Source organism: Nocardia neocaledoniensis, from assembly GCF_029868625.1.
In the GTDB taxonomy this organism is placed as follows: Bacteria; Actinomycetota; Actinomycetes; order Mycobacteriales; family Mycobacteriaceae; genus Nocardia; species Nocardia neocaledoniensis_A.
In genome coordinates, this window is sequence record NZ_JARWOJ010000195.1 from 56,924 (window position 1) to 78,586 (window position 21,663).

General features: G+C 64.5%; 19 protein-coding genes, 1 tRNA gene and 1 pseudogene. 6 read left to right on the top strand and 15 right to left on the bottom strand.

Annotated features, from left to right (window positions below; all coding sequences use genetic code 11):
- The first annotated feature begins 133 nt into the window (after positions 1-133).
- Positions 134-274, top strand: a complete 141-nt coding sequence (locus QH270_RS14310) for a hypothetical protein (RefSeq protein ID WP_280341980.1) — start codon at positions 134-136, stop codon at positions 272-274.
- Between the two features lie 1,087 nt (positions 275-1,361).
- Here QH270_RS14310 and QH270_RS14315 read toward each other — a convergent pair.
- The 9 genes from QH270_RS14315 to QH270_RS14355 all read right to left on the bottom strand — a co-directional run bounded on the left by QH270_RS14315 (position 1,362) and on the right by QH270_RS14355 (position 10,488).
- A complete protein-coding gene (locus QH270_RS14315) occupies positions 1,362-2,135 on the bottom strand; it encodes an enoyl-CoA hydratase/isomerase family protein (RefSeq protein WP_280341983.1) in 774 nt (257 codons plus the stop codon).
- Positions 2,136-2,170: 35 nt separating this feature from the next.
- A complete protein-coding gene (locus tag QH270_RS14320) occupies positions 2,171-2,980 on the bottom strand; it encodes an enoyl-CoA hydratase/isomerase family protein (RefSeq protein ID WP_280341986.1) in 810 nt (269 codons plus the stop codon).
- Positions 2,977-3,750, bottom strand: a complete 774-nt coding sequence (locus QH270_RS14325) for an enoyl-CoA hydratase/isomerase family protein (protein WP_280341989.1) — start codon at positions 3,748-3,750, stop codon at positions 2,977-2,979. Before QH270_RS14325 ends, QH270_RS14320 begins: the two co-directional genes overlap by 4 nt.
- Positions 3,747-4,487, bottom strand: a complete 741-nt coding sequence (gene fabG / locus QH270_RS14330) for a 3-oxoacyl-ACP reductase FabG (RefSeq protein WP_280341992.1) — start codon at positions 4,485-4,487, stop codon at positions 3,747-3,749. The genes QH270_RS14325 and fabG overlap by 4 nt, the downstream gene beginning before the upstream one ends.
- Positions 4,487-4,939, bottom strand: a complete 453-nt coding sequence (locus tag QH270_RS14335; RefSeq protein WP_280341996.1) for a MaoC family dehydratase — start codon at positions 4,937-4,939, stop codon at positions 4,487-4,489. The genes fabG and QH270_RS14335 overlap by 1 nt, the downstream gene beginning before the upstream one ends.
- A gap of 498 nt (positions 4,940-5,437) precedes the next feature.
- The gene (locus QH270_RS14340) at positions 5,438-7,996 is read right to left on the bottom strand and encodes a PEP/pyruvate-binding domain-containing protein (RefSeq protein WP_280341999.1); all 2,559 of its coding nucleotides are present in this window, start codon (positions 7,994-7,996) and stop codon (positions 5,438-5,440) included.
- Positions 7,997-8,031: 35 nt separating this feature from the next.
- Positions 8,032-9,030: a DUF7065 domain-containing protein gene (locus QH270_RS14345; RefSeq protein ID WP_280342002.1), complete on the bottom strand. Its 999-nt coding sequence runs from the start codon at positions 9,028-9,030 to the stop codon at positions 8,032-8,034.
- 102 nt (positions 9,031-9,132) lie between these two features.
- Positions 9,133-9,612, bottom strand: a complete 480-nt coding sequence (locus tag QH270_RS14350; RefSeq protein ID WP_280342004.1) for a nuclear transport factor 2 family protein — start codon at positions 9,610-9,612, stop codon at positions 9,133-9,135.
- 24 nt (positions 9,613-9,636) lie between these two features.
- Positions 9,637-10,488 (bottom strand): SDR family NAD(P)-dependent oxidoreductase, encoded by an 852-nt coding sequence (locus tag QH270_RS14355; RefSeq protein WP_280342005.1) that lies wholly within the window; start codon positions 10,486-10,488, stop codon positions 9,637-9,639.
- A gap of 51 nt (positions 10,489-10,539) precedes the next feature.
- On the opposite strand from QH270_RS14355, the gene QH270_RS14360 reads away from it, so the two are divergent.
- The 5 genes and pseudogenes from QH270_RS14360 (at position 10,540) to QH270_RS14380 (ending at position 16,494) form a co-directional block, all read left to right on the top strand.
- The gene (locus QH270_RS14360; RefSeq protein WP_280342007.1) at positions 10,540-11,253 is read left to right on the top strand and encodes a TetR/AcrR family transcriptional regulator; all 714 of its coding nucleotides are present in this window, start codon (positions 10,540-10,542) and stop codon (positions 11,251-11,253) included.
- A 109-nt stretch (positions 11,254-11,362) separates the two neighbouring features.
- Positions 11,363-12,085 (top strand): tyrosine-protein phosphatase, encoded by a 723-nt coding sequence (locus QH270_RS14365; protein WP_280342008.1) that lies wholly within the window; start codon positions 11,363-11,365, stop codon positions 12,083-12,085.
- Between the two features lie 145 nt (positions 12,086-12,230).
- On the top strand, positions 12,231-12,557 hold the full coding sequence (locus tag QH270_RS14370) for a PhnD/SsuA/transferrin family substrate-binding protein (RefSeq protein ID WP_280342010.1): 327 nt from the start codon (positions 12,231-12,233) through the stop codon (positions 12,555-12,557).
- A 35-nt stretch (positions 12,558-12,592) separates the two neighbouring features.
- A pseudogene (locus tag QH270_RS14375) lies at positions 12,593-13,182 on the top strand (transposase); the annotation flags it as partial.
- Between the two features lie 2,181 nt (positions 13,183-15,363).
- A complete protein-coding gene (locus tag QH270_RS14380) occupies positions 15,364-16,494 on the top strand; it encodes a site-specific integrase (protein WP_280342011.1) in 1,131 nt (376 codons plus the stop codon).
- A gap of 68 nt (positions 16,495-16,562) precedes the next feature.
- Here the strand turns inward: QH270_RS14380 and QH270_RS14385 are convergent.
- The 6 genes from QH270_RS14385 to QH270_RS14410 form a co-directional block, all read right to left on the bottom strand.
- Positions 16,563-16,638 (bottom strand) — tRNA-Ala (locus QH270_RS14385).
- Between the two features lie 179 nt (positions 16,639-16,817).
- A complete protein-coding gene (locus tag QH270_RS14390; protein ID WP_280342013.1) occupies positions 16,818-17,558 on the bottom strand; it encodes a DsbA family protein in 741 nt (246 codons plus the stop codon).
- 70 nt (positions 17,559-17,628) lie between these two features.
- On the bottom strand, positions 17,629-18,957 hold the full coding sequence (locus QH270_RS14395) for an MFS transporter (RefSeq protein ID WP_280342014.1): 1,329 nt from the start codon (positions 18,955-18,957) through the stop codon (positions 17,629-17,631).
- On the bottom strand, positions 18,954-20,591 hold the full coding sequence (pgm, locus tag QH270_RS14400) for a phosphoglucomutase (alpha-D-glucose-1,6-bisphosphate-dependent) (protein WP_280342015.1): 1,638 nt from the start codon (positions 20,589-20,591) through the stop codon (positions 18,954-18,956). Before pgm ends, QH270_RS14395 begins: the two co-directional genes overlap by 4 nt.
- A 47-nt stretch (positions 20,592-20,638) precedes the next feature.
- Positions 20,639-21,001 carry a fluoride efflux transporter FluC gene (locus tag QH270_RS14405; RefSeq protein WP_110036304.1) on the bottom strand — a complete coding sequence of 121 codons (363 nt, stop codon included), beginning with the start codon at positions 20,999-21,001 and terminating at the stop codon, positions 20,639-20,641.
- 49 nt (positions 21,002-21,050) lie between these two features.
- Complete coding sequence (locus tag QH270_RS14410; protein WP_280342016.1) at positions 21,051-21,473, bottom strand: fluoride efflux transporter FluC; 423 nt, start codon at positions 21,471-21,473, stop codon at positions 21,051-21,053.
- Positions 21,474-21,663 lie beyond the last annotated feature (190 nt).

The following is a 21,663-nucleotide window of genomic DNA, read 5'->3' on the forward strand; positions in this document are numbered from 1 at the left end:
ACCATCTTGGCGGCAGTGGGCGTCGCCGAGGGCCCTCCACGATACCTCGGCGGCGCCCACTGCCGCTAAGATGACGTGTGGATCCAATGGCCGGACACTGCCGTCTGCGACGGTCGACGCCGGAAACGATACCGTGGAGATCGACCGCTTAATCGAAAATGCTGCCATGCGTGACGTGGGTTTGCAGCTCGGAGGACTTGCCGCGGTGCTGGAAGTCAGCCGCGACAGCTATCACCTCACACGAGGCGCTGCACCACAAGTGGAGGCCGCGTAGCGCCCTACTGGACGACGCTTCCGCAAGCCGCCGAGGACGGCATCCACACCAAGGATGCTGTAGTCGAGCGAGGCAGGGTTCTCGTCTTCGACGCCTGCGTCAAGATCGCGCAGCGGCCGGTGGTCACAGGTCATGTCGGACAGGTGGACGCTGTGGGGCCGTAGAGGCGGAAACGGCGGCATTGACGAACGGCCTCCTCGTCAATGCCCAGCCAGCCCTGGCCACATCGTGCGAGCCGGTCCAGGTGCGCCCAATCCATAGCAGGTGATATCCCACGTGCCTGCGCAGCCGATCGTCCATGCCGTCCCCTTTCGCCAAGATACTTCATCGCGAAGCGACACCATCACAAAATGGCGACCTCAAGCGATCGCCCTCACCAGGAGATCGCCCTCATTTCTCACAGCGAGCCCTCAACCGCGCCAGCGTCGCCGCAAGGTTGGTGGTGTGTTAGTTGTCTTCCGGTGCCGCACTCCAGTGAACGGCCCAGTCATCGGGCCGAACCACCGCGGACGTCTGTCCCAGGTAGACTCTGTGACCCGACACCCGGTCGGGGTCGCCACGATCGCGTACTCCCATCGCGCCAGGGGAATCACCGGCACGCTGACGTCGAAGGCGTACCGCGTCCCGGGTTCGCCGTCGGCGACCCGGGTGAAGGAGAAACAAAGCTTGCCGGGGCGCCGATTCACCCCCAATGAAGTAGCTCCGACCGAGCCGGACTACGCGCTCACAATTGCGTCGTACACAACCGTCGGCGTGGCTGCAATCTCGATGCTGCCGACAGCATCCGGTGGATTCACGAATTAATGACAACAGCGACGTGTCTGCAGCACGGCGGGAAATTCCAAAGGAGAGATCTGCTTTCTGGCGCCGGCTGAAGGAAAGATTGAAGACTTCCGCTCGGTGCCACCATCGAAGTTACTCGATAGACAACCTCAGCGGAGCCAAGTTTAGCTGTGGCGCGAAATATGGGCGAAGGCCCTGAAAAGATCCGGGCACCAGGTGTCGTCTCTAGTGAGCGAGTAGAGACTTGCACCTCGCCGCAGCCCGACTGACGGTGGACGACGGTCGGGCTGCGGCCACTGGTGGCTTATCGGCCTTGGAATATCGCTGTGCGGCGTTCCCGGAAAGCCAGCACACCCTCGGCGAAATCGTCGGTGTCGAACAACTCTGCCTGCAAGTCGACTTCCCGCTCGAGCGTCTGCCATGGATCTGCGGGCCAACGTGTCAGCAATGATTTGATCCCGGAAATCGCCAACGGCGGTCCGGTCGCAATGATCGCGGCGTCTTCCACGGCTGCTTCGAGAGCAGCGCCCGGCTCGACCAACTGGTCCACGAGGCCCAGGTCGAATGCTTCCTGCCCCGAAAGGCGGCGAGGCAACAACATCAGCTGACGTGCGACGGCCGGGCCGACTCGGGCGGGCAATGATGAGAAGATGCCCATGTCGCCAGCTAACCCGACGCCGGTGAAGGTCGTGTTGAAGACCGCACCCCGCGAGGCCACAACACGATCTGCGGCGATGGCCAGTGAGGTGCCCGCACCGAAGGCGAACCCCTCGACCGCAGTGATCACCGGCTTCGTGCCACCCCAAATCGCTCGAATCACCCGCTGGGCAGCTTCAGCTCGCGGGATTGTCTGTTCGGGCGGTTGCCGCTGCATCGTTGAAATGTCTCCCCCGGCACAAAACGACCCGCCACTTCCGGTCAGGACGACTACGCGCACGCTTGAGTCAGACATAGCCGACTCAAGCGTCTCGGCCAGAACGATCCGCAGTTCGAGGTCGATCGCGTTGCGTTTGCCCGGCCGATTCAACGTCACCACACGCACGGGGCCGCGATCTTCGGTCAATACTGTTTCACTCAAGCCGTCACCTCACTGTATCGCGCTCGAACATGAAGTCACCGTCCCGTGAAAAAGGGCGTCCTGCGTCCGAGGACCGCGGCAAGCCCTTCCCGAGCATCAGCCGTTCCGGACAATTCGGACACGACCCGGGCCTCGTGGGGCAACTGAGCCTCGAGAGTCGAACCGACTCCGTTCCAGAGGAGACGTTTCGTGGACGCGATCGCTCTCGGTGCCGAAGCCGCAAGACTGCGGGCGAGGCCTTGAGCCTCATCGAACACGGACTCATCCGGCACCACCTTGGTCAAAAGGCCGATTTCCAACGCCTCGGCGGCCGACAGTGTCGGATTCGTGAGAAGGATCTCCATCGCTTTGCGCAGTCCGACCAGCTGGGTGAGCGTTACCGATGAACCGGCGTCGGGAGCCATGCCGACTCGAACAGCACCGGACATGAATTTGGCTGATTGCCCGGCAATCACCAGGTCAGCGGCACAAACCAGCCCGAACCCACCCCCGCCTGCAGCGAATCCGTGCACGGCCGCGATCACGGGGGGCCGCAGCTGGACGAGCGCTGAGATCGCGATCTGCAGCCAAGCGGTGGCTTCCCGCAGGTAGTCTGGCAGCGCCTCGCCTTTGCTTGCGAATGTCCGCACATCACCGCCTGCGCAGAAGTGCGAGCCCTCGCCGCTCAGAACGACCGCGCGCACATCAGGCTCCGCATGGCATCGCAAGATGGCAGCATGCAATGCCTGCAGAAGTTCGACGTCCATGCCATTGGCTGCATCTGGCCGATTGAGCCGCAGGGACGCGACGCCGTCCTTGCCGAGGTCGAGTAGCACAGGACCGGCGGCGATCAAGGCTTCGGTCACGACGCGTCTCCCTTGGTTTGTGTGAATGTCGCAATGCCCGCGCCCGCAGAGTCGCCGACCACGTGGTCGATCACCGTAGTCAGCTCCATTGCGATGCCGTTGTTCAGCGGCATGCTCAAGCCGGCGTAGACGAGTCGCTTGCTCTTTGCCAGCGCCAGCCGGTCAAGTCCCGCAATCCGCTCGATGTAAGCCTTGACGCCGTCTTCGAAATCCCGCGGTGTGAAACTGCGATAAGCGAGGCCCCACTGTTCGGCTTGAGCTCCGGACATACGCTCGCCGCTGAGAATGTGGCCGAGAGCCCGTTGCCGGCCCGCCAGTCGTGGCAGCCGTTGACTACTCCCGCCTCCAGGAACCTGTCCAAAGTTGGCGTGGTTATCGGCGAGCTTGGCATCCGAACGAACCAAGGTGATGTCGCAGGCCAGCATGAGCTCGAAGCCTCCCGCCATGGCATAGCCCTCGACAACCGCAATGACCGGTATCTCGATGGTCTCGATCCTTGAGCAGGCCCGGGCGAAGTTCTCGAACAACGGACGCAACGCCGCCGCTCCCCCGGCTCGCAAACGCTCGAGTTCGCGAAAGTCGCCGCCGACTGAGAAGTTGCCCTCGGCTCCGCGTATGACGATCACGTTCGCTTTCGACGCCAGGTCAAGGAGTGCCAGCTCAAGCTTGCGGCCCAGCTCAACCGTGATCGCGTTCATGGCGTCTGGCCGATTCAGAGTGATGTACCCAACCACTCCATCCACGTCGACCGTTACGACATCGGCAGTCACATCAACCGCCCGCCGCCAACCTCGATGACAGCACCGGTCATGTAGCTCGACAGGTCCGAGGCAAGGAAGAGGACGGCGCCCGCAACTTCGCTGGGGAGGCCTGCTCGCCGCATCGGAATAGCGGCCTCTCGCTCGGCAAATACCTCGGGCGGCATGGCATCGGTCATCGGTGTCCGAATCAAGCCTGGCTGGACCGCGTTGACACGTACCCCCTTGTGCGCCAGCTCTTTGGCGGCAGCTTTGGTCAGGCCAACGATCCCAGCTTTGGCCGCGCTGTAGTTGGTTTGGCCCGGGTTTCCCGATTTGCCGGACAGCGATGACATGTTCACGATGGAGCCTCGTCCGGACTCACGCATGACCGCCGACGCGGCCCTGACACCGAGCCAAGTCCCTTTGAGATGCACGTCGACTACCGCACTGAAGTCGTCGGCCGACATCTTCTGCAAGGACGCGTCGCGTGTGATACCTGCATTGTTCACATAGATGTCGAGCGAGCCGAACTCTTCGACGGTTCGCGCCACCACCGTCTCAACCGACGTTTCGTCGGTGACGTCGCCTCTGAGCCCCAGCGTCGGGCCGCCAAGCGCCAAGGCGGCTTCTTTGGCCCGATCGCCATCCATGTCCACAAGAACTACGTTGGCTCCGTGCTCACGCAAAAGGGTCGCAATTGCCAATCCGATGCCCTGGCCACCGCCGGTAACCACGGCGGTTTGATTTGCTACCAATCCTTCGGCCATTACGCGATGTACCTAACGATCGATTCGACGATGCAGGCGGGCTTCTCGCCGCCTTCGATTTCGATGATTGTCGAAAGTGTCACTTGCACTGCACCTTCCAAAGGAGATACAGCGACTATTTTGGAGCGTCCCCGCAGCTTCGACCCGGTTGGTACCGGCGCAGGGAGCCGGACCTTGTTCAGGCCGTAGTTGACCGCCATCGCGATGTTGTCGACACGGTAGATCTCGTGCTGGAAGGACGGCAGTAGCGACAGCGTCAGAAGGCCGTGCGCGATTGTTCCCCCGAAGGGACCGGTTGCGGCCCTCTCGGCGTCGGTATGGATCCACTGGTGATCTCCCGTGGCCTCGGCGAATCGGTTGATCCTCTCTTGATCCACGACGACCCACTCGCTGACGCCAAGTTCGGCACCTTCCGCCTCGGCCAGCTCGGCAATGCCATCGAAAACCTTCATCGTTCTCCACTCCGCCAGGTCGTTATTGAATTGAATATAGATTAAATATCCGGTTCGGTCAACGCGGGGCCGCCAGCCGTCGCGGCCCCATCACCGGGCCGATGCGACATCAGAGGCCGATACCGCGAGTCCACCTGCATCTCAAGCACGGCCTCCACGGCTCAGCCCGACGCGGCTGAACACGGTCAGGCATGCGATCCCACCCCTCGAAGGGCCGCTAGGCTCGTGGTCATCGAGCCACACGACGGGCCGAGCGGCAGTCGCTCGATGGCCGATTTACTGGCCCGGCTCACGCACTGACCGTGCGGGGGCCAATATGGTCACCGCTCGATTGCCGTCGTGAACCAGATGAATATCGCCGCGGCAACCGCGGCGAGTGCGGGACAACACGATGGCCTGTTCAAGTTCCCGCTCCGAAAGGGACAGATCCGGCACCAAGGCCGCAAGGAACGGACGCCACACCGCCGGTGAGCGCCCGTATCCGCGGGACACCGTTGCTCAGGCGCGGCTAAGGATATGCACGGTTCCGTTTCTGCCGTCGACCCGACACCGATCACCGGTCCGAAGCGCAGTCGTTCCGTGCTGAGTACCCATCACACATGGAACGCCGAGCTCACGCGCGACAATCGCCGCGTGGCTAAGTAGTCCGCCGATGTCGACAACCAGACCGCCAGAGAGGAACATGAGCGATGCCCAGCTCGGGTCTGTTGTCCGTGCCACGAGAATCTCGCCCGGGACGAGCTCGCCGATCCGCGAGGGATCATGCAGCACACGTACGTTGCCCTCGACGACGCCCGCGCTGGCGCCGATGCCCGAGAGCTCGTCCGGGGCGTCGACGTCACTTCTTGGCACGGCGGCGGCGGTGATCGGCTCCGGCACACCGCGCCAGATACCCGGAATGTCGAAGCGACGATGCCTCTCCAACTGTTCGCGACGAATCTCGACGAGCTCACGCACGTCGCCGTCAACGAGCCCGGTCAGCTCCTCCGCAGTCAGCAATACGACGTCGTCACGGCTCTTGAGGACTCCATCGTGTTCCAAGCACTCACCGATACGGCGTACGGCTGCGCGGACCACATCGATTGCCTGGGTACGCGCGGCCTTACCACGCAATGGGAGGTAGGTCCGTGCCAGCGCCAGAACCGCGCGCGCACCTAGTCGTTGCCAAGGTCGGAGCGCCGCCAGGAGCGTTCGCTCTGCGTCGCGGCGTATCTCCTCGCCCTGAGTGTGCAGCTTGCGCGGGTCGTTCGACTCAGGTAGCTCACGGAAGGCAGAGATAAGATCCTCGAGTGGTTGCGGGTTCTCCCGCCAGGAATGCGCCGAGGGGACACCCTCGCCTGGTCCGTGGAATCCGTGCCGCTGAACCAGGTCCGACACAGAAACGATGTCGCGCGAGGCGTCCCAGACATCGCTGACGACTTCCGCCTCCTCGTGTGATCCGGCCCCACGCATGAGGATGGACGGGTCGACGCCGGCCTTCTCCGCCAGCCGGATGAGCTGGTCGTAAATAGGCTGCGCACCGGCGAGTAGAAGAAGACCGTCTGTCGTGAGATTGTCGGTCATCCGTGACACCGCTCCGTGGAACGCCTCCCGAGCAGCGGTGAGGCCACGGCCCGGCATCGCCGTGATCTCGGCCTCCCACCATGTACGCGATGTGGCGCGCATCGCCCGTGTGCGCCGCGGCGCCGTGATGAAGGCCGGTGGGAACCGCAGAGCCACGTGTAGATATCGATCTTTCGACGGCTGGCTCGAGAGCCCAGGAGGAACGTTTCCGAAAATCTGCTCCACAACTGCATCCGGCGTGGTTCCTGGCATCATCGCACCCAACCGATGGAAGAAGTCGATGCGGCTCGCAATCCGACCGTGGAACACGCCAAATGCCCGATCCGCCGGATCAATAGGCACCTCTGCCTCCGACTGCGGCAGTGCACCGATCCTGACCAAGGCTCCCCTGGTTGCTCGCTCGACCGCCGGTCCGATAACCGACCAGTCCAGTGGTGTCAGCACACCCGGAAACGCTTCAGACAGGTTTGTGGTGCTCCACCAGGAATCGCCCGGTTCGCGGGTCTGCAGCGGATCCGGCACCGTGAGATCGACGCCTGGCCGGTTACTCCACACGGTCTCGGGACGCGCTTGAAGCAGAAAAATCTCCCGTGCCCCCGAGGGACCGGACGCGATCGCCCACTCGATGTCCATCGGTCGGCCAAAAGCTTCTTCGATGTCGGCACCGAGGCGACCGATAGCTACCACCTCGGCGTCGCTGAGGCAGGCAACATTACTTCGATCCGCCGGAATAGCCACGATCTCCACGGCATCGGTGGCGTTGGAGTACAGGTGCGCGCTGTCCTTTCGCGCCAGGTGGCGTCCGGTGATCTTGAGACCGTCCTTCGCCAGCTCGAAGCGGTCAACGCCAACGTCACCGCGGACGACGCCTTCACCCAGTCCGTATGCGGCTTCGACGAAGATCCGTGACCGGTCACCGGTCAGCGGATCGAGCGTCATCATTACGCCCGCGGCCTCGGCTGGCACCATGACCTGGACGACGACCGCCATGGCGAGATCCTCGGCACTCACACCGAAACGCGAGCGATAGCCGATGGCCTGGGGCGAGAACAGACTGGCCCAGCATTTGATGACGTGCTCAATGACCGCCTCAGCACCGTTGATGTAGAGGTATGTCTCCTGCTGACCGGCGAAGGAGGCATCCTCAAGGTCTTCCGCCGTCGCACTCGAGCGAACCGCAACGTAGGCACCATCTCCGAGCGCGGCATAGGCCTCTCGAATGGGCTCAGCCACCTCTGCGGTGAGATCCATCTCGGCGAACAGCTCCGCAATGGCGGCCGACACAGCATGGTTGTCGTCGCGAAAGCTGGCCTCGCCCAGCAGGTTCTCGATGAGGCATTCCAGGCCACTTGTAACGATCGATTTTCGGAATGCAGAAGCTGTGACACAGAATCCCGCCGGAACGGGTAAACCCTCGGCGATAAGCCCCGCCAGGCCCAGAGCCTTTCCCCCGACTTCCTGGGTATCGTCTCCGCACTCGGCGAGCGTGAGCACCAAGCTCCGCTTACCGAGCGAATCTCGGTGGGACATCAGTGCATCACCGTTCGCTCAGAGAGGCCATAACCGATCTCACCATCCCACTCGAAGCGGGCCAGGCATTCCCATAGAGTGTGACTCGTCTCCGCCCGTGTGTCGATGCCATAGGCCATCTCACTCTGTCCGACGAGCGCGATGGGGCATCCGGTGAGAACCTCAGCCTTGATCGTCTCTACAGTGCCGTCCGCTAGCTCGAACTGCAAGGTGTAGGGGTCAAGCGGCTGGGAGTTGTCGCTGATGAGGGGAATTTCGCTCATCTTGGCCTCGCGCAATTTGCCATCGGCGTCGCTGACGAGGTGGTACATCAAATGGCCGCTGCCGGAGCGGTTGCGAACGACGATCGTCATGAAGGTCCGCCCACTGGGGAACTGGCCGTGGAGCCACACATGGTCTGCCATGCGGGAAAGATCACGCGGACCCCACGAATGGTCACGCAGACCGGTGCCATTGACCTCGTAGCGGGTCCCCTCATGCTCGATCCAGCCGGTGACCGTGCAATGCTGCTCATAGTGGTCAGTGGCCCAGTCCTGCTCGTCAAGCGAACCGACGCCGAACACGGGGCCCATCTGGCGGTAGACCAGCTCCATCTTGGCGCTGGTGTGGATGCCGTCTCGCAACGCGCCGGAGCGCAACTCGTCGCCAGTAACGTGCTGGACCGCACCTTCGAAACGCTTGGTCCACTGGACCCACGGTTCGTCACAGGTCCAGTCGAGGCCGGCACCCTTCGGCCCGCGCACACCGGGCTCGTCTTCGGGCGTGAAACCCTTCGCAACGAGAAACCGGTCATTGGGCAGGTACACGATGAAGATGTCGTGCCACAAGCGCGGGTTGAACGGCGGACGGTTGAAGTGCATGTAGACGCCGACTTCGTTTGCAGGCGACCAGACGTAGCTGAGGTAGTTCTCGGACCAAAGTTCGACGGCCTCAACTGCGTTGGTGAGCTCAGCGGAGTTGGAGAGGTGGGCGGGACGGAGGGCGTCAGATAGGGTCATTACAGGAGTTCCTTCAGGTAGAGGGCAATTTCCGGGCAGGCCGCAAGCGTTGTCTCGCACGGCCGAAGTTCGCCGGTCGGGGGGTCGATGAGCAGATGCCGATCAGGCGTTGGCCGTGTTCGGGTCGAGGCGCCAGTCCTCGCCGAACCCCGAGAACGAAAGGACGATGATCCGCCGTTCACTGATCCGCCACACCCCATCGCGACGCTCGAACACGTCTTCGTAGCTGGCGCTGATTACCGCCGTCGTACCACTAGGATCGGTCGCCTCACCGCTGACGTCGGCACGTCCGATAGCGCGGTCGCCGTCGATCTGCGGGACGAAGTTCATCGTCAGATGGCGGGTATGCGGCAAGCCGGTCCAGATCAGGTCGGTGGTGGCCCGCTTGATCTCGTTGGTGCCACGGAATGCCCCGAACGGTTCTCCTGGGAGAAACTCAGCGTCCGGGTGCCAGATCGACAGGAAAAGATCGAGGTCGTGCTTGTCCATACCATGGCAGTAGTTCGCCACGAGGTCGTTGAGCGCAGCGCGCGACTCGAGAAGATCGATTCGCTCGACAAGGGAGAGTTCGTTGTCAGGCATGGCTGGTTCCTCTGTTCGGACCGATCACTTCGCGGATGCCGGGTGGGTAGGAACGATGGGCGCGTTCTTGTTGGCCTTAAGGAAGATGCGGTCACCGAGCAAGTTCGGTACACGACGCCAGTGCGCAAGGGGAGCCGAAGACATGGGCATCGGCACCGTGCCGCGGTAGCCCTCTGCGATCTTGTCGGCCATCTTCGTCGCGATGATCTCGGGCGTCAGTTTCGAGACTGCACCCATCTGGCTCGCCACCTTCTTGACCACTGAGTCCTTGATGCCCTCGTTGTAGATCTGGGTTCCAGGGACCGCTCCAAGGACGAACGCCGTCACGTTGATATCGGAGTTCCACACATCTCGCTGGAGCTGCTGGGAGAAGTGCGACAACCCAGCCTTTGAGCTGCCGTAAGCCGCGAGATGCGGCGCCGCGATCTCGCCCGCAATGGACGTGACGTTAAGGATGGCGCCGCGGTTACGCTCGAGCATGCCACCCAGAACCTGGTGGGTAAGCAGCATCGGGCAGAGCAGGTTCGTGTTGAGCACGGTCAGGATCGTCTCGGCGGTGAGCGTCGCGTAGTGCTGGGTCGCTCCCAGCGCAGCGTTGTTAATCAGTACGTCGACCGATCCGTTGACCTCCTCGGTTCGCGCGATTAGGCCATCGACGACACCGAGGTCGGAGAGATCCGCTTCGATCGCCACCGCGCCGACAGCATCCGCAGTGTTGTGGAGCTCAGCACTCGGCCGCGCAATGAGTGTGACTCGAGCACCGCGCTTGACGAACTCGTGCGCGGCGGCGGCTCCAACCCCCTTCGACCCGCCCGTGATAACAACATGGGCATTTCGCAAGTTCATGTGGTCCTTCTCTCCCGTGATGTAGAACACCGTTCTGCAACAACGTAGCAGAACATCGTTCTCAAGGTAAGGTCGTATTTCATGAAGGCAGAACGGGAGACAAACCACCTCCTGGACGGAGGCTTTTCCGCCGCGACCGCGCTCAACTCCGGACGGGGTCGCCAGCGTGCGCTGGACCAGTCCGCGGTCACCGAGGTCGGGCTTCGCATCGTTCGCGAACACGGACTCAGTGGCCTGACGATGCGTCGCGTGGCTTCCGAGCTCGACGTCGCGCTCGCAACGCTGTACAGCGTTGCCGGCAGCAAGGCCGCCATCCTCAACGCGATGATCGAGAGCGTGCTCGCAGAACTGCCGCATGTCGAACCAGAACCCGGTCGAGAACGGGACGCGCTGGTCCAACTCTGGACTGCAACACATGAGGTCCTACTCGCACATCCCGAGGTCGCCCAGCTCGCAGCCCTTCAACCCATCGGCACAGCAGGACTCTTCGGGCTGGTCCAGGCAACGCTCGACACACTTGACACGGCGGGTGTCGATCGCGAGGACGCGGTCGTGGCCTACCAAACTCTACGGAGCTACTCACTCGGCTACACACTGCTCCGCATCACTCGATCCGGAGCGGGCGCGGAGCCAGAGAAGGACAGGCGGCAAGCGATGTCCAGCCTGCCGCCCGAGCGCTACCCGTTGGTCATCGCATCGGCCGATGAACTAGCTGGACCGATGACGACCGACCAGTACATTTCTGGAATCACGCGCATCGTGGATGCATTCATTGTCTCTCGCAGATCTAGATGACTGTCGTACTTGTTCTCCAACAAAAAGCGCGTCTTATGCACATCAGGCTCGCGGTCACTTCCCTCTATCGAGCTCGATAGCTCTCATCCCACGTCAGGAAGAAGTTCGCATGACCGACACCGTTTGCACTGTGCCGAACAGCCTTGCCAATCTGCGCGACGTCGCCTCTACGTCCGGATTGCTCCGGCCGGGCGTACTCCTTCGAAGCGATGCGCCACTCGTCGGCGACAACGAGGTGTATGACGTGGCATGGCCCCCGAAGCGTGTCGTGGACCTTCGCGACCGGGTTGAGGGCGGGACCGAGGGCCATCCGCTCGCCGACCGCGCCGAAGTGATAGAAATCCCGCTGCTCGCCGGTGGCGCCACTGACTTCGAGCGAGCGCCTCAAACACTCGGCGAGCTTTACGGACGATTGCTTTCCCCTCCGCTGGCGCGCCTCGTGGTCGACGCCGTCACGGCGGTCGCCACCGCCGACGGAACCACGCTCGTCCACTGCACCGCAGGCAAGGACCGCACAGGGGTCGTGGTGGCGGTCACTCTGCGGTTGGCCGGCATCCCTCGAGATCGAGTCTTGGCCGACTACGCGCGTACAGCCGCGACCATGGCGGCCGTTCACGCGCGGATGCAGGCGACCTTCCTTCACACCAAGGCAGGAGCAGATCGCAAGCTCCCCGACGGTATTGCGGCAGGTTTCCTCGGCGTCGATGTACAGGCGATGTCTGCGACGCTGACGACTCTCTCTCACCACAGGGGCGGCCCGTCGGGGTGGTTCACCGAGCACGGCGGATCGCCGCGCATCATCGATCTACTACGCGCCCGCCTCCTCGCCTAAGACCGGGTGTTCGACATCCGCTTCGCAGGAAGCACATGATGAACCGCACAATGGTTCGTTCCTGCACTACGAAGTCGAGAAGGCTGGCCGCTCACGCTTCAGTAGAGCTCATCGTTCCGCATATTGAACTGTTCGTCAGTACCGAATGACGCCCCCAACCGCCAGTGGTCACACGAGTACAGGTCTTTGTTGGATCGTTTGCCGTGTCCGGCATGGTCACGTCACCACGGGTGAGACTGAGGATCGACCGTGCGAGGATCAGTCTGAATGCAGTTCGGTGTTCGTAGGCCGCACAAACAGTGACATCGACTCGATCGATGATCTTCGTGGGCGCAAAATTGCGTTCGTCGACACCGGATCGACCAGCGGCAACTACATTCCCAAGCTCATGCTTAAGCGGGCAGGAATCGACCCGAATACCGGCATCAGGGCATCTACGCCGACAGTCATGACACCGCCGAGATCGCCGTGAAGCAGGGAGCAGTCGACTGTGCCGCCGACGCCAGGCGGACCAACCTCACGATGCGCCAACTCGCGGCGGTGTTCGGAGTCTCGAAGTCGACCGCGGCCCGGGTGATCGAGGACCTTGGACCGGCGTTGGCGCTACGGCCCCCGGGCCCGATTCGGCCGTGGTGCAGCGCTGATCGTGGACGGCACCCTGGTCCCGACCCGTGATCACAAGGTGGCCACCCAGAGTAAGAACTACCGGTACTCGACCAACCATCAGGTCGTGATCGACGCCGACACCGAACTCGTCGTCGCGCTCGGGCGGCCGTTGCCGGGCAACCGTAACGACTGTCGAGGCTGGACCGAGTCCGGTGCGGCCGATGCCTGCTGCAACACAGTGGTGATCGCTGATGGCGGCTACCCCAGCACCGGCTTGATCATTCCGCGCCGCCGCTCACCTGGTGTCGAGCTTCCGGAATGGAAACAGGCACACAACAAGTCCCATCGCAGGGTGCGTGCTCGGGTCAAGCATGCTTTCGCTCGGATGAAGACCTGGAAGATCTTGCGCGACTGCCGGTTGCGTGGTGATGGGGTGGGGTGTCGCGATAGCCGGGGTGGCGAGGCTGGCCAACCTCGCCCACGCCTGCTGATTCCTGGCCGTGGACCCGCACCGTCACCGCGTCAGACTTATGGAACATCCCTTAGCTACACCCTCCTCATACTCGACGGGAACGTGCGTGCCGCGTCACTTCTCGGCATCGTCGGCGCAGGCGGCATCGGGATGGAACTCACCCAACAACTCCGGCTCTTCGAATACGGAACGTCCGTACCATTGTCCTGGTCGTACTCGTTGTGGTGGTGACCCTCGACCGCGTCGCAACTCATCTTCGAAAGAAGTTGATGTGGCTGTTCCCGACCCCAATGCCTTGCCCAGTCTTCCCTGACCTCGGCGGGCTTCGAACTTCAGGTAGACGGCACACTCGTTCCGGTGTACTCGACCGAAGCCGTGTCAGTGGAAGCTACTACGTTCGTGCTGGCCGTCGTTTCGGATCGGCTGCAAACGCATCGGGACGGTTGATGAGGTGCAAGTTTGCTGTCGAGGAGCCGACCCGGAGGGAGGCGGGCAGGGATCGCTCCGCGCAGTTGGTGGCCGAAGCTGGCAGCGCTGATTTCGTAGTTTGCTTTGGTATGGCTACACTTCAAACGCCAACCATTTAGCTGTGTCAAAGCGTGTGCGCGGCCGATTACCCAATCACGATCGCCCTCGGACCTGTTGAATCCGGGGGCGATCGCCGTCTGAGCACCCACGCTTCGGTGAACCGGCCTGTCCGGACCGCTACATCGTCAGTGGGCCGTGGCATCATACCCACGCACCAGTCGGCCGGACGACCGTCCCGGTGTGCCAGAACACCAGCGATGGCCTCGAGACGGCGTCCCGGAGGCAGAGGTCGTTACGATGTCCTCCCCTGCCCGTGCCAGCCAGTCGCAGGATCCGTTGTCTGGCAACGGCTCGCCTCTAAAATGCCAGCAATGCGCGGGCGTGCAACCCGATTCTAGTTCTAGCGCCGACCCAGAATCCCTGGTCAGGTTGGAGGTGACAGATGCAGGGCGCCGACTCACCGAACTCTGCAGGTGCGAAATACCGCCGTGTCACCAGTTGTCCTCGCAGCACACCCCTCAGCCTGGGATGGTCGCGCTGCATGTCAAACGGTAGAGGAGCAACTTACTGGCTGTCGAGTGGGGCGCGATCGGGAACACGAGGTTCGAGACGATCGTCGCCCTTGAGCCACTTGACCTGCACTTGTGCGCCGGGGCCGGGTCCCGCGCTCGGTAGGCAGGTCACCGGGGGCAAGTAGCCCAGAGTGGCCCTGCAGGCCGGGGCGGTAACGGCCAGGGACACGCCGAATCCGTAGATCAGTCTCCTCATGACCGTTCGGCAACCTTGAAGTTACCTCTGAACTCCTCGAACACCTTCTGAGCCGAATATTCACCACTCAACCCCAACCCCAACCGACAATGCCCGATTAGCACACTGACACAAGCTGGTCCCTACCCAGATTGGTGCGAGAAGGCGCTCTTGCGAAACTGGTCTGTTTCGTGATTTCCTGAAGCTGGAAGAGCCGCTGATCGGGCAGGAGTTGCCCGATGGTTGTTGTGCTCAATTGTTCTGCTCGCGGCTTCTCAAGCGCCGAGTTTCTCAGTGGTTCCGTGTGGAACCACATGGCCAGGGGGCATCCGCTCGGGCACGATCAGATCGGCCGCACCGGCGCCCTTGATTTCTGGTCGTGCGATGGTCAACTATCACACCTGCGTTGCGACCAAACTACCGAACCACCGCCACCTGATCCGATTTGTTCCTCGCGAGGTAGTCGGCTCCGTCGAGTTGGTAGCGATGTCTACTGAGCCGGCACCATCGTTTCAACCACCATTGCGCCGATGGGCGACCACTAAAGTCGCGGCCGCACACATTCAGGTCCACCCCGAGGTGCTCCGTCGGTGGGCTCGTCGTCCTGACAAACACCCGTGGCTACCTCGGCCAAGACGGATCGGAAAGGATCTGCGATGGGACCTGGACGCCTTGGACGCCGCGCTCGATGCTCGGGAGTGCTGATGACCGGCGGCACGCCGTGAGACTCGGTCGCCCGCCCCGGCCGCTCGGGGTGCCTGGCAAACCGATGCTTACCGAGCTCTCTCCGGGCCACTGGCGTGCCCGAGTCCTGATCCGGGATGCCTCGGGCCGACGCCGTGACCTCGTCCGAATGTCACCACGCCGATTCGACGCGCGAGGTCGACCGGTTCCCGACCGCACTGGACAGCGGGCCCTCGACGCGGTGCTTGCCGCCGCAGCCGGCATTCGAGTCGATCTCGGGGGTGACCTTGCTGCGGAGATGACGGTCCGGGAACTGTGGCGGGTCTACCGAGCGCATCTTGTCACGCAGAACCGCACGTCGGGCACTCTGATCCGCTATGAAGTGGTGGCCGAGTTGTTCGACACCGCTTTCGGCGCTCGGCGGCTTCTCGAGGTGACGACCTCGTCGGTCGAGGAGTTTCTGACCGAGCTGGGGCAAGCGAAGGGCCCGTCAGGGGTTCGCACCGGCCGCACCGTGCTTTCCGGCATGTTCCGGTACGCGGTGCGAAAGGATGCACTCACCGTCAATCCGGTCCGGGAAGCGCAGGCACCGCAGAATATCGAGCCCAAGGGACGGACCGGCGGTGCCGGCGAGATCACAGTCGACGAACTGCGGTTCATCCTCGCCGCGGTCCGGAGTTCGCCGCTGCCGTGTCCGCGCAAGCTCTCACGGGCCGAACGCAACCGGTCGATCCCGATCAGGGCATATCCCCCGCCGACGGTCGCCGACTATTGCGACAACGCCGACCTGGCCGACCTGGTGACGCTGCTCGGCGCGACTGGTCTGCGTCGTTCCCAGGTTCTCGGTTTGCTGTGGTCCGACATCGATTTGATGGCCCGAACACTCCGCTGCACCGGCAAAGTGGTCCGGGTCAGAGGTCACGGTCTGGTACGCGTCGCCCGGCGCGATGACCCCAAGAACCGCAGAGGAACCATTGCCCTGGCAGATTTTGCAGTGGCGATGTTGACCCGTCGCCAGGCCCTACTCACCGAGCGCCGGTCAATCGACCCGCCCGACTCCACTGCGGAGGTCCTCGACCTGGTGTTTCCGTCTGCCCGGTGGACATTGCGCGATCCGCAGAATGTCGGCCACGAGTGGCAACGTGTGCGCCAGGCGCTGGGGATCGCCGACGACATCACCGCGCACAGTGTGCGCGGGGCAGTCGCCACGATCCTCGACGACGCGGGGTTGTCAGCCAGGGTCACCGCGGACGTTCTCGGTCACGCCGACCCGGCGATGACGCAGCGTCATTACATGGCACGTGGGCGCACGCATCGGGCCGCCGCCGAGGCGTTGGACCGAGCGCTGGCTGCGCCGCCGAATTTGTTGTGACATAGTTGGGAGTAACGAGAAAAGCCGGGCTCGAAGTAACCTTCGAAACCCGGCCTGACCTGCCGTTATGGTGGAGCTAAGGGGACTCGAACCCCTGACCCCCACACTGCCAGTGTGGTGCGCTACCAGCTGCGCCATAGCCCCGTGTTCTGTTGTTTCAGCCGCTCTCGCTGCTGCCTGAATGAAGTTACACCATGGTTCTCGGCGACTACAAATCGGCTGGTAGGGGGCGAAAAAGTGGGGTTTGGGGCGGGGGTGGTGGGTTGGGTGGGGCGGGCGGGAGAGGTGGGGGCGGACTAGAATGTGCCGAACCTCACGCGGGGTCAGGGGGCGAGGGTGGTGACCCAGGTGTCGTCGCGCCAGTCGATGGCGGTGGTGCCGTCGTAGATGGCGGGGGTGGCGGACTTGTTGCCGGTGCGGGCGTCGAGGTCGGCCAGGTTCTTGCCCGCGGCGGCGCGGGCCGCGTCGAGCTGGGCGCCACCGGTGATGCAGGAGGCGACGGACTCGGGGGCACCGGATTCGGTGGCGAGGGTGGCCAGGGCGGGGTTGCTCAGGTCGGCGCCGCCCTCGTCGGGCTGCCTGGTGGTGAACAGGGCCTCGTGGAACTTGCCGAAGGTGGGGCCCGAACCGGTCTGGGCGACACAGAGGTTCGCCGCGAACGCGCGGGTGGAGTAGTCCTTGCTCTTGGACTGGTCGTCGAGGAAGGTGACGAAGCGGTAGTTCACCGCCAGTTTGCCCTCGTCGATCTTCTGCGCGAGTTCCTGGCCGAAGGCGGTCTCCATCGCGCCGCAGGCGGGGCAGAGGGGGTCTTCGAAGATGTCGACGGTCTTCGCGGCATCGGCGCGGCCGAGGCGGATGACGCCCTCGGGCGTGGTCGTGACCTGCACCGCGGCCTCGCGCACCGGGCCGTAGCCGTCGTTGCGGACCTCGGTCGGCGTCTGCTTGTTCCACTTGAACGCGGCGAACACGAGGAGCCCGATCACGACGACAGCCACCGCCGCCAGGGCGTAGGTGGTGTTGCTCGAGACGGGACGTGGATTGTGCTGGGAACCGGCGCTGCTCACCCGTCCACTTTGCCTCGAGATGACGACGCGGTGCCGCCTGGCCCGGACAAACGCGCGCTGACCTGGGGATCTAGCGTTTCGGTGTGTCGAAGTCCACGGGCCGCGGCGCCAGTCCGTTGCGCACCACCGGCATGCCGTCGGGACAGCCGTCACCCGTGCACTGCGGATCGATACCGTCGCCGGCGTGGTCGGGGTGTTCCGGGTCCTCGGGATGCCTGATCCGCGACGGCTCCGGTGTCACCAGCCACAGGGCCGCCGACACCGCCAGCACGCCGCCGGTGACCGCCATGCCGACGCCGAACGAGGTGTGTTCGGCGATCCAGCCGATCACGATGGGACCGAGGACCGTGCCCAGGTCAGCGGCCATCTGGAAGGCCGCGAGCACCGGTCCGCCCCGGGCCCGCGCGCCGATCACGTCGGCCAGCGCCGCCTGCTGGGCGGGGCTGAACATGCCCGAGCCCAGCCCGGCCACGAACGACGCGAGCAGGAACCAGGGCAGCGAGGGCGCGAAGCCGAGCACGCCGGTGCCGATCGCGCAGATCGCCGACCCGGCGATGAGGAACGGTTTGCGCCCGAACCGGTCCGACAGCCTGCCCGAGACGAACAGCACGGCGGCGTTACCCGCGGCGAACACCGTCAAGGCCACGCCCGCCATGCCGGATTCCTGCTTCAGGATCTCCACCACGAGCAGCGGGACGAACGCCATGCGCACGCCGAACACGGCCGCGCCGCCGGCGAAACTGGACAGCAACACCGCCCGGTACGCGGGCTCGGACCAGGCCTGGCGGAAGGTGAATACCGGTGCGGCCGAGCCCTCCTCGACCCGCAGCACCGGTGACTCACGCAGCCCCGCGAACACGATCACGCACACGATCAGCAGCGCCACGGCGTAGATGAGGAACGGCGCGCGCAAGCCGAGCCCCGCCAGACCGCCGCCGACCAGCGGGCCGAGCAGCGAACCGATCAGGAAGCTGGTCGAGTAGATCCCCGAGACGCGCCCGCGCGCGGCGGGCGGGGACACCCGGATGATCAGCGCCATCGACGAGACCGTGAACATGGTCGAGCCGACGCCGCCGAGCGAACGCAGCACCAGCAGTTGCCAATACGTCTGCGCGAGCGCGCACGCGCCGGTCGAGAGCGCCACGATCAGAATGCCGGCCAGATACACCCGGCGCTCGCCCAGCTTCTGCACGAGCCGACCGCTGGCGGGCGCGAACAGCAACCGCATCAACGCGAACGCGCTCACGATCGCCGAGGCCGCCGCGATGCCGACCCCGAACTCGCGGGCGTATTGCGGCAGGACCGGAGCGACGAGACCGAAGCCGAGCGCGATGACGAAGGCCGCCGCGATCAGGACCCAGATCTCGGCGGGTAGCCGGACCTTCGCCGGAGCGCTCACTCGCTCAACGCCTGATTCACCATCTCCTCGGCGGCGGCTTGCACCTGGGTGAGGTGTTCGGCACCGAGGAACGATTCGGCGTAGATCTTGTACTTGTCCTCGGTGCCGGACGGGCGCGCGGCGAACCAGGCGTTCTCGGTGCTCACCTTCAAACCGCCCAGCGCCGCGCCGTTGCCGCGCGCGGTGGTGAGGATGCCGGTGATCTCCTCGCCGGCGATCTCGGTGCCGGTGATGGCATCGGGGGTCAGCGCCGCGAGCTTGGCCTTCTGCGCGCTGGTGGCGGCGGCGTCGACGCGGGCGTAGGCCGGGCTGCCGTATTGACGTTCCAGTTCGCCGTAGCGGGCCGACGGGGTCTGCCCGGTGACGGCGGCGATCTCGGCGGCGAGCAGGGCCAGCAGGATGCCGTCCTTGTCGGTGGTCCACACCGTGCCGTCCATGCGCAGGAACGACGCGCCCGCGCTCTCCTCGCCACCGAATGCCAGGCTGCCGCTGAACAATCCGGGCACGAACCACTTGAAGCCCACCGGCACCTCGTAGACGTCGCGGCCGAGCACGTTGACGACGCGGTCGATCATCGAGGAGCTGACCACCGTCTTGCCGATCTTGGTGAGCGCGTCCCACCACATCCGGTTCGCCACCAGATATTCGATCGCGACGGCCAGGAAGTGGTTGGGGTTCATCAGGCCACCGTCGGGGGTGACGATGCCGTGCCGGTCGGCGTCGGCGTCGTTGCCGGTGGAGATGTCGTAATCGTCCTTGATGCCGACCAGCGCCGCCATGGCGTGGCGCGAGGACGGATCCATCCGGATCTTGCCGTCGCTGTCGAGGGTCATGAAACGCCAGGTGGGGTCGACGAACGGGTTGACCACCTCGAGCTCGAGGTCGAACCGCTGGCCGATCTCCTCCCAGTAGTCCACGCTCGCCCCGCCCATGGGGTCGGCGCCCATCCGGATGCCGGCGCCGCGAATCGCGTCCAGGTTCAACGCGTTCGGCAGGTCGGCGACGTAGTGGTCGAGATAGTCGTAGCGCTCGACGTGGGTGCTCAACGCCTGGGTGAGCGAGACCCGCTTGACCGCCGCCAAGCCACCGACCAGCAACTCGTTGGCACGCGCGGCGATCGCGTCGGTGGCCTTGGTGTCGGCGGGCCCACCGTGCGGTGGGTTGTATTTGAAGCCGCCGTCGCGCGGCGGGTTGTGCGAGGGGGTGACCACGATGCCGTCGGCCTGATGCTTGGTGCCGCCCCGATTGTGCCGCAACACAGCGTGACTGAGCGCCGGCGTCGGGGTGTAGCGGTCGCGGGCGTCGATCACCGCGGTGACGTCGTTGCCCGCGAGCACCTCGAGCGCGGTGGTCCACGCGGGCTCGGACAGGGCATGGGTGTCGCGCGCGAGATAGACGGGGCCGGTGATGCCACGGGTGGCGCGGTATTCGACGATCGCCTGGGTGATCGCCATGATGTGGGCCTCGTTGAAGGCGCAATCCTCGCTGGAGCCGCGATGCCCCGAGGTGCCGAAGACCACTCGCTGCGCCGGTTCGGCCGGATCGGGGACGTGGCTGTAGTACGCGGTGACCAGGTGGGCGATGTCCACCAGGTCGGTCGGGCGTGCGGGCCGTCCGGCGCGATCGTGGGCCATGGTGGGTGTTCCCTTCCGTGTCGGCTGCGCGCGGCTGGTCATGAGGATCATGCGCACAACCACTGGGTAAGGGACGCCGCGGCGTACACCGCGGCCAGGCTCGCCGCGACACTGATCACGACGTTGCCCACGGCATACACAGAGGCGCCCTCGGTCACCAGACGAAATGTCTCGTAACCGAACGTGCTGAACGTGGTCAGCGCACCGCAGAAGCCGATTCCGGCGAACGCCAGCAGCGAACTGCCCGCGCTCGCGCCGATCAGACCGCCGAGCAACGCCGAACCGACAATGTTAACGGCAAGCGTGCCCCATGGCAGCCCCGCCGGGAACCGGGCGGACACCGCCCGATCGAGCAGGTAACGGGCGGGAGCGCCGAGCATTCCGCCCGCCACCACCAGCGCGGTCGTCATCGGCAGTCTCCCCTCTCGACCATGGGATGGCACCCTTCCGTCCTCGGATTCATGTCCGCCGCCGTCGCGCGCCCGCCGCCCATCTGGTCGCGCTCACCGCCACGACCACGGCACCCAGCCCGGCGAGAACCGACAGGCCGAGATAGGTCAGTGCCGAGGCCGTCGCACCGGTATCGAACAGTGTACGAAGCTCGAGACTGTAGGTGGAGAAAGTCGTGAACCCGCCCAGCACACCGACTCCCAGGAACGGGCGTACCAGCTTCGGCGCCTGCCACAGTTCGGTGACCGCCACCATGAGCACGCCGATCGCGAAGCACCCCGTCACGTTGATCACGAAGGTCGACCACGGGAACGCGCCGGGGCGCACCGGCCACCAGTACCCCACGCCGAACCGGGCACAGGCACCGAGCCCGCCACCCACCGAGATCGCCGCGAGGACCGCCGGATCGAGTGCCACGGGCCGCGATGTCATGGCGCTGCCCTCCCCTGCCGATCCGATGATGGTCGTTGCTCATGGTATCGAGACGCACCGACAACCGGGGACCCAGGCAAACCTTCAGCACTTGGCACCGCGCGGCGACCGCCCCGCAGACGACGAATGGCCCCGCCCCGGTTGGGTGCGGGCCCAGCGGGGGGGGCTCCCGGGGGCGGCCCCCGCCCCC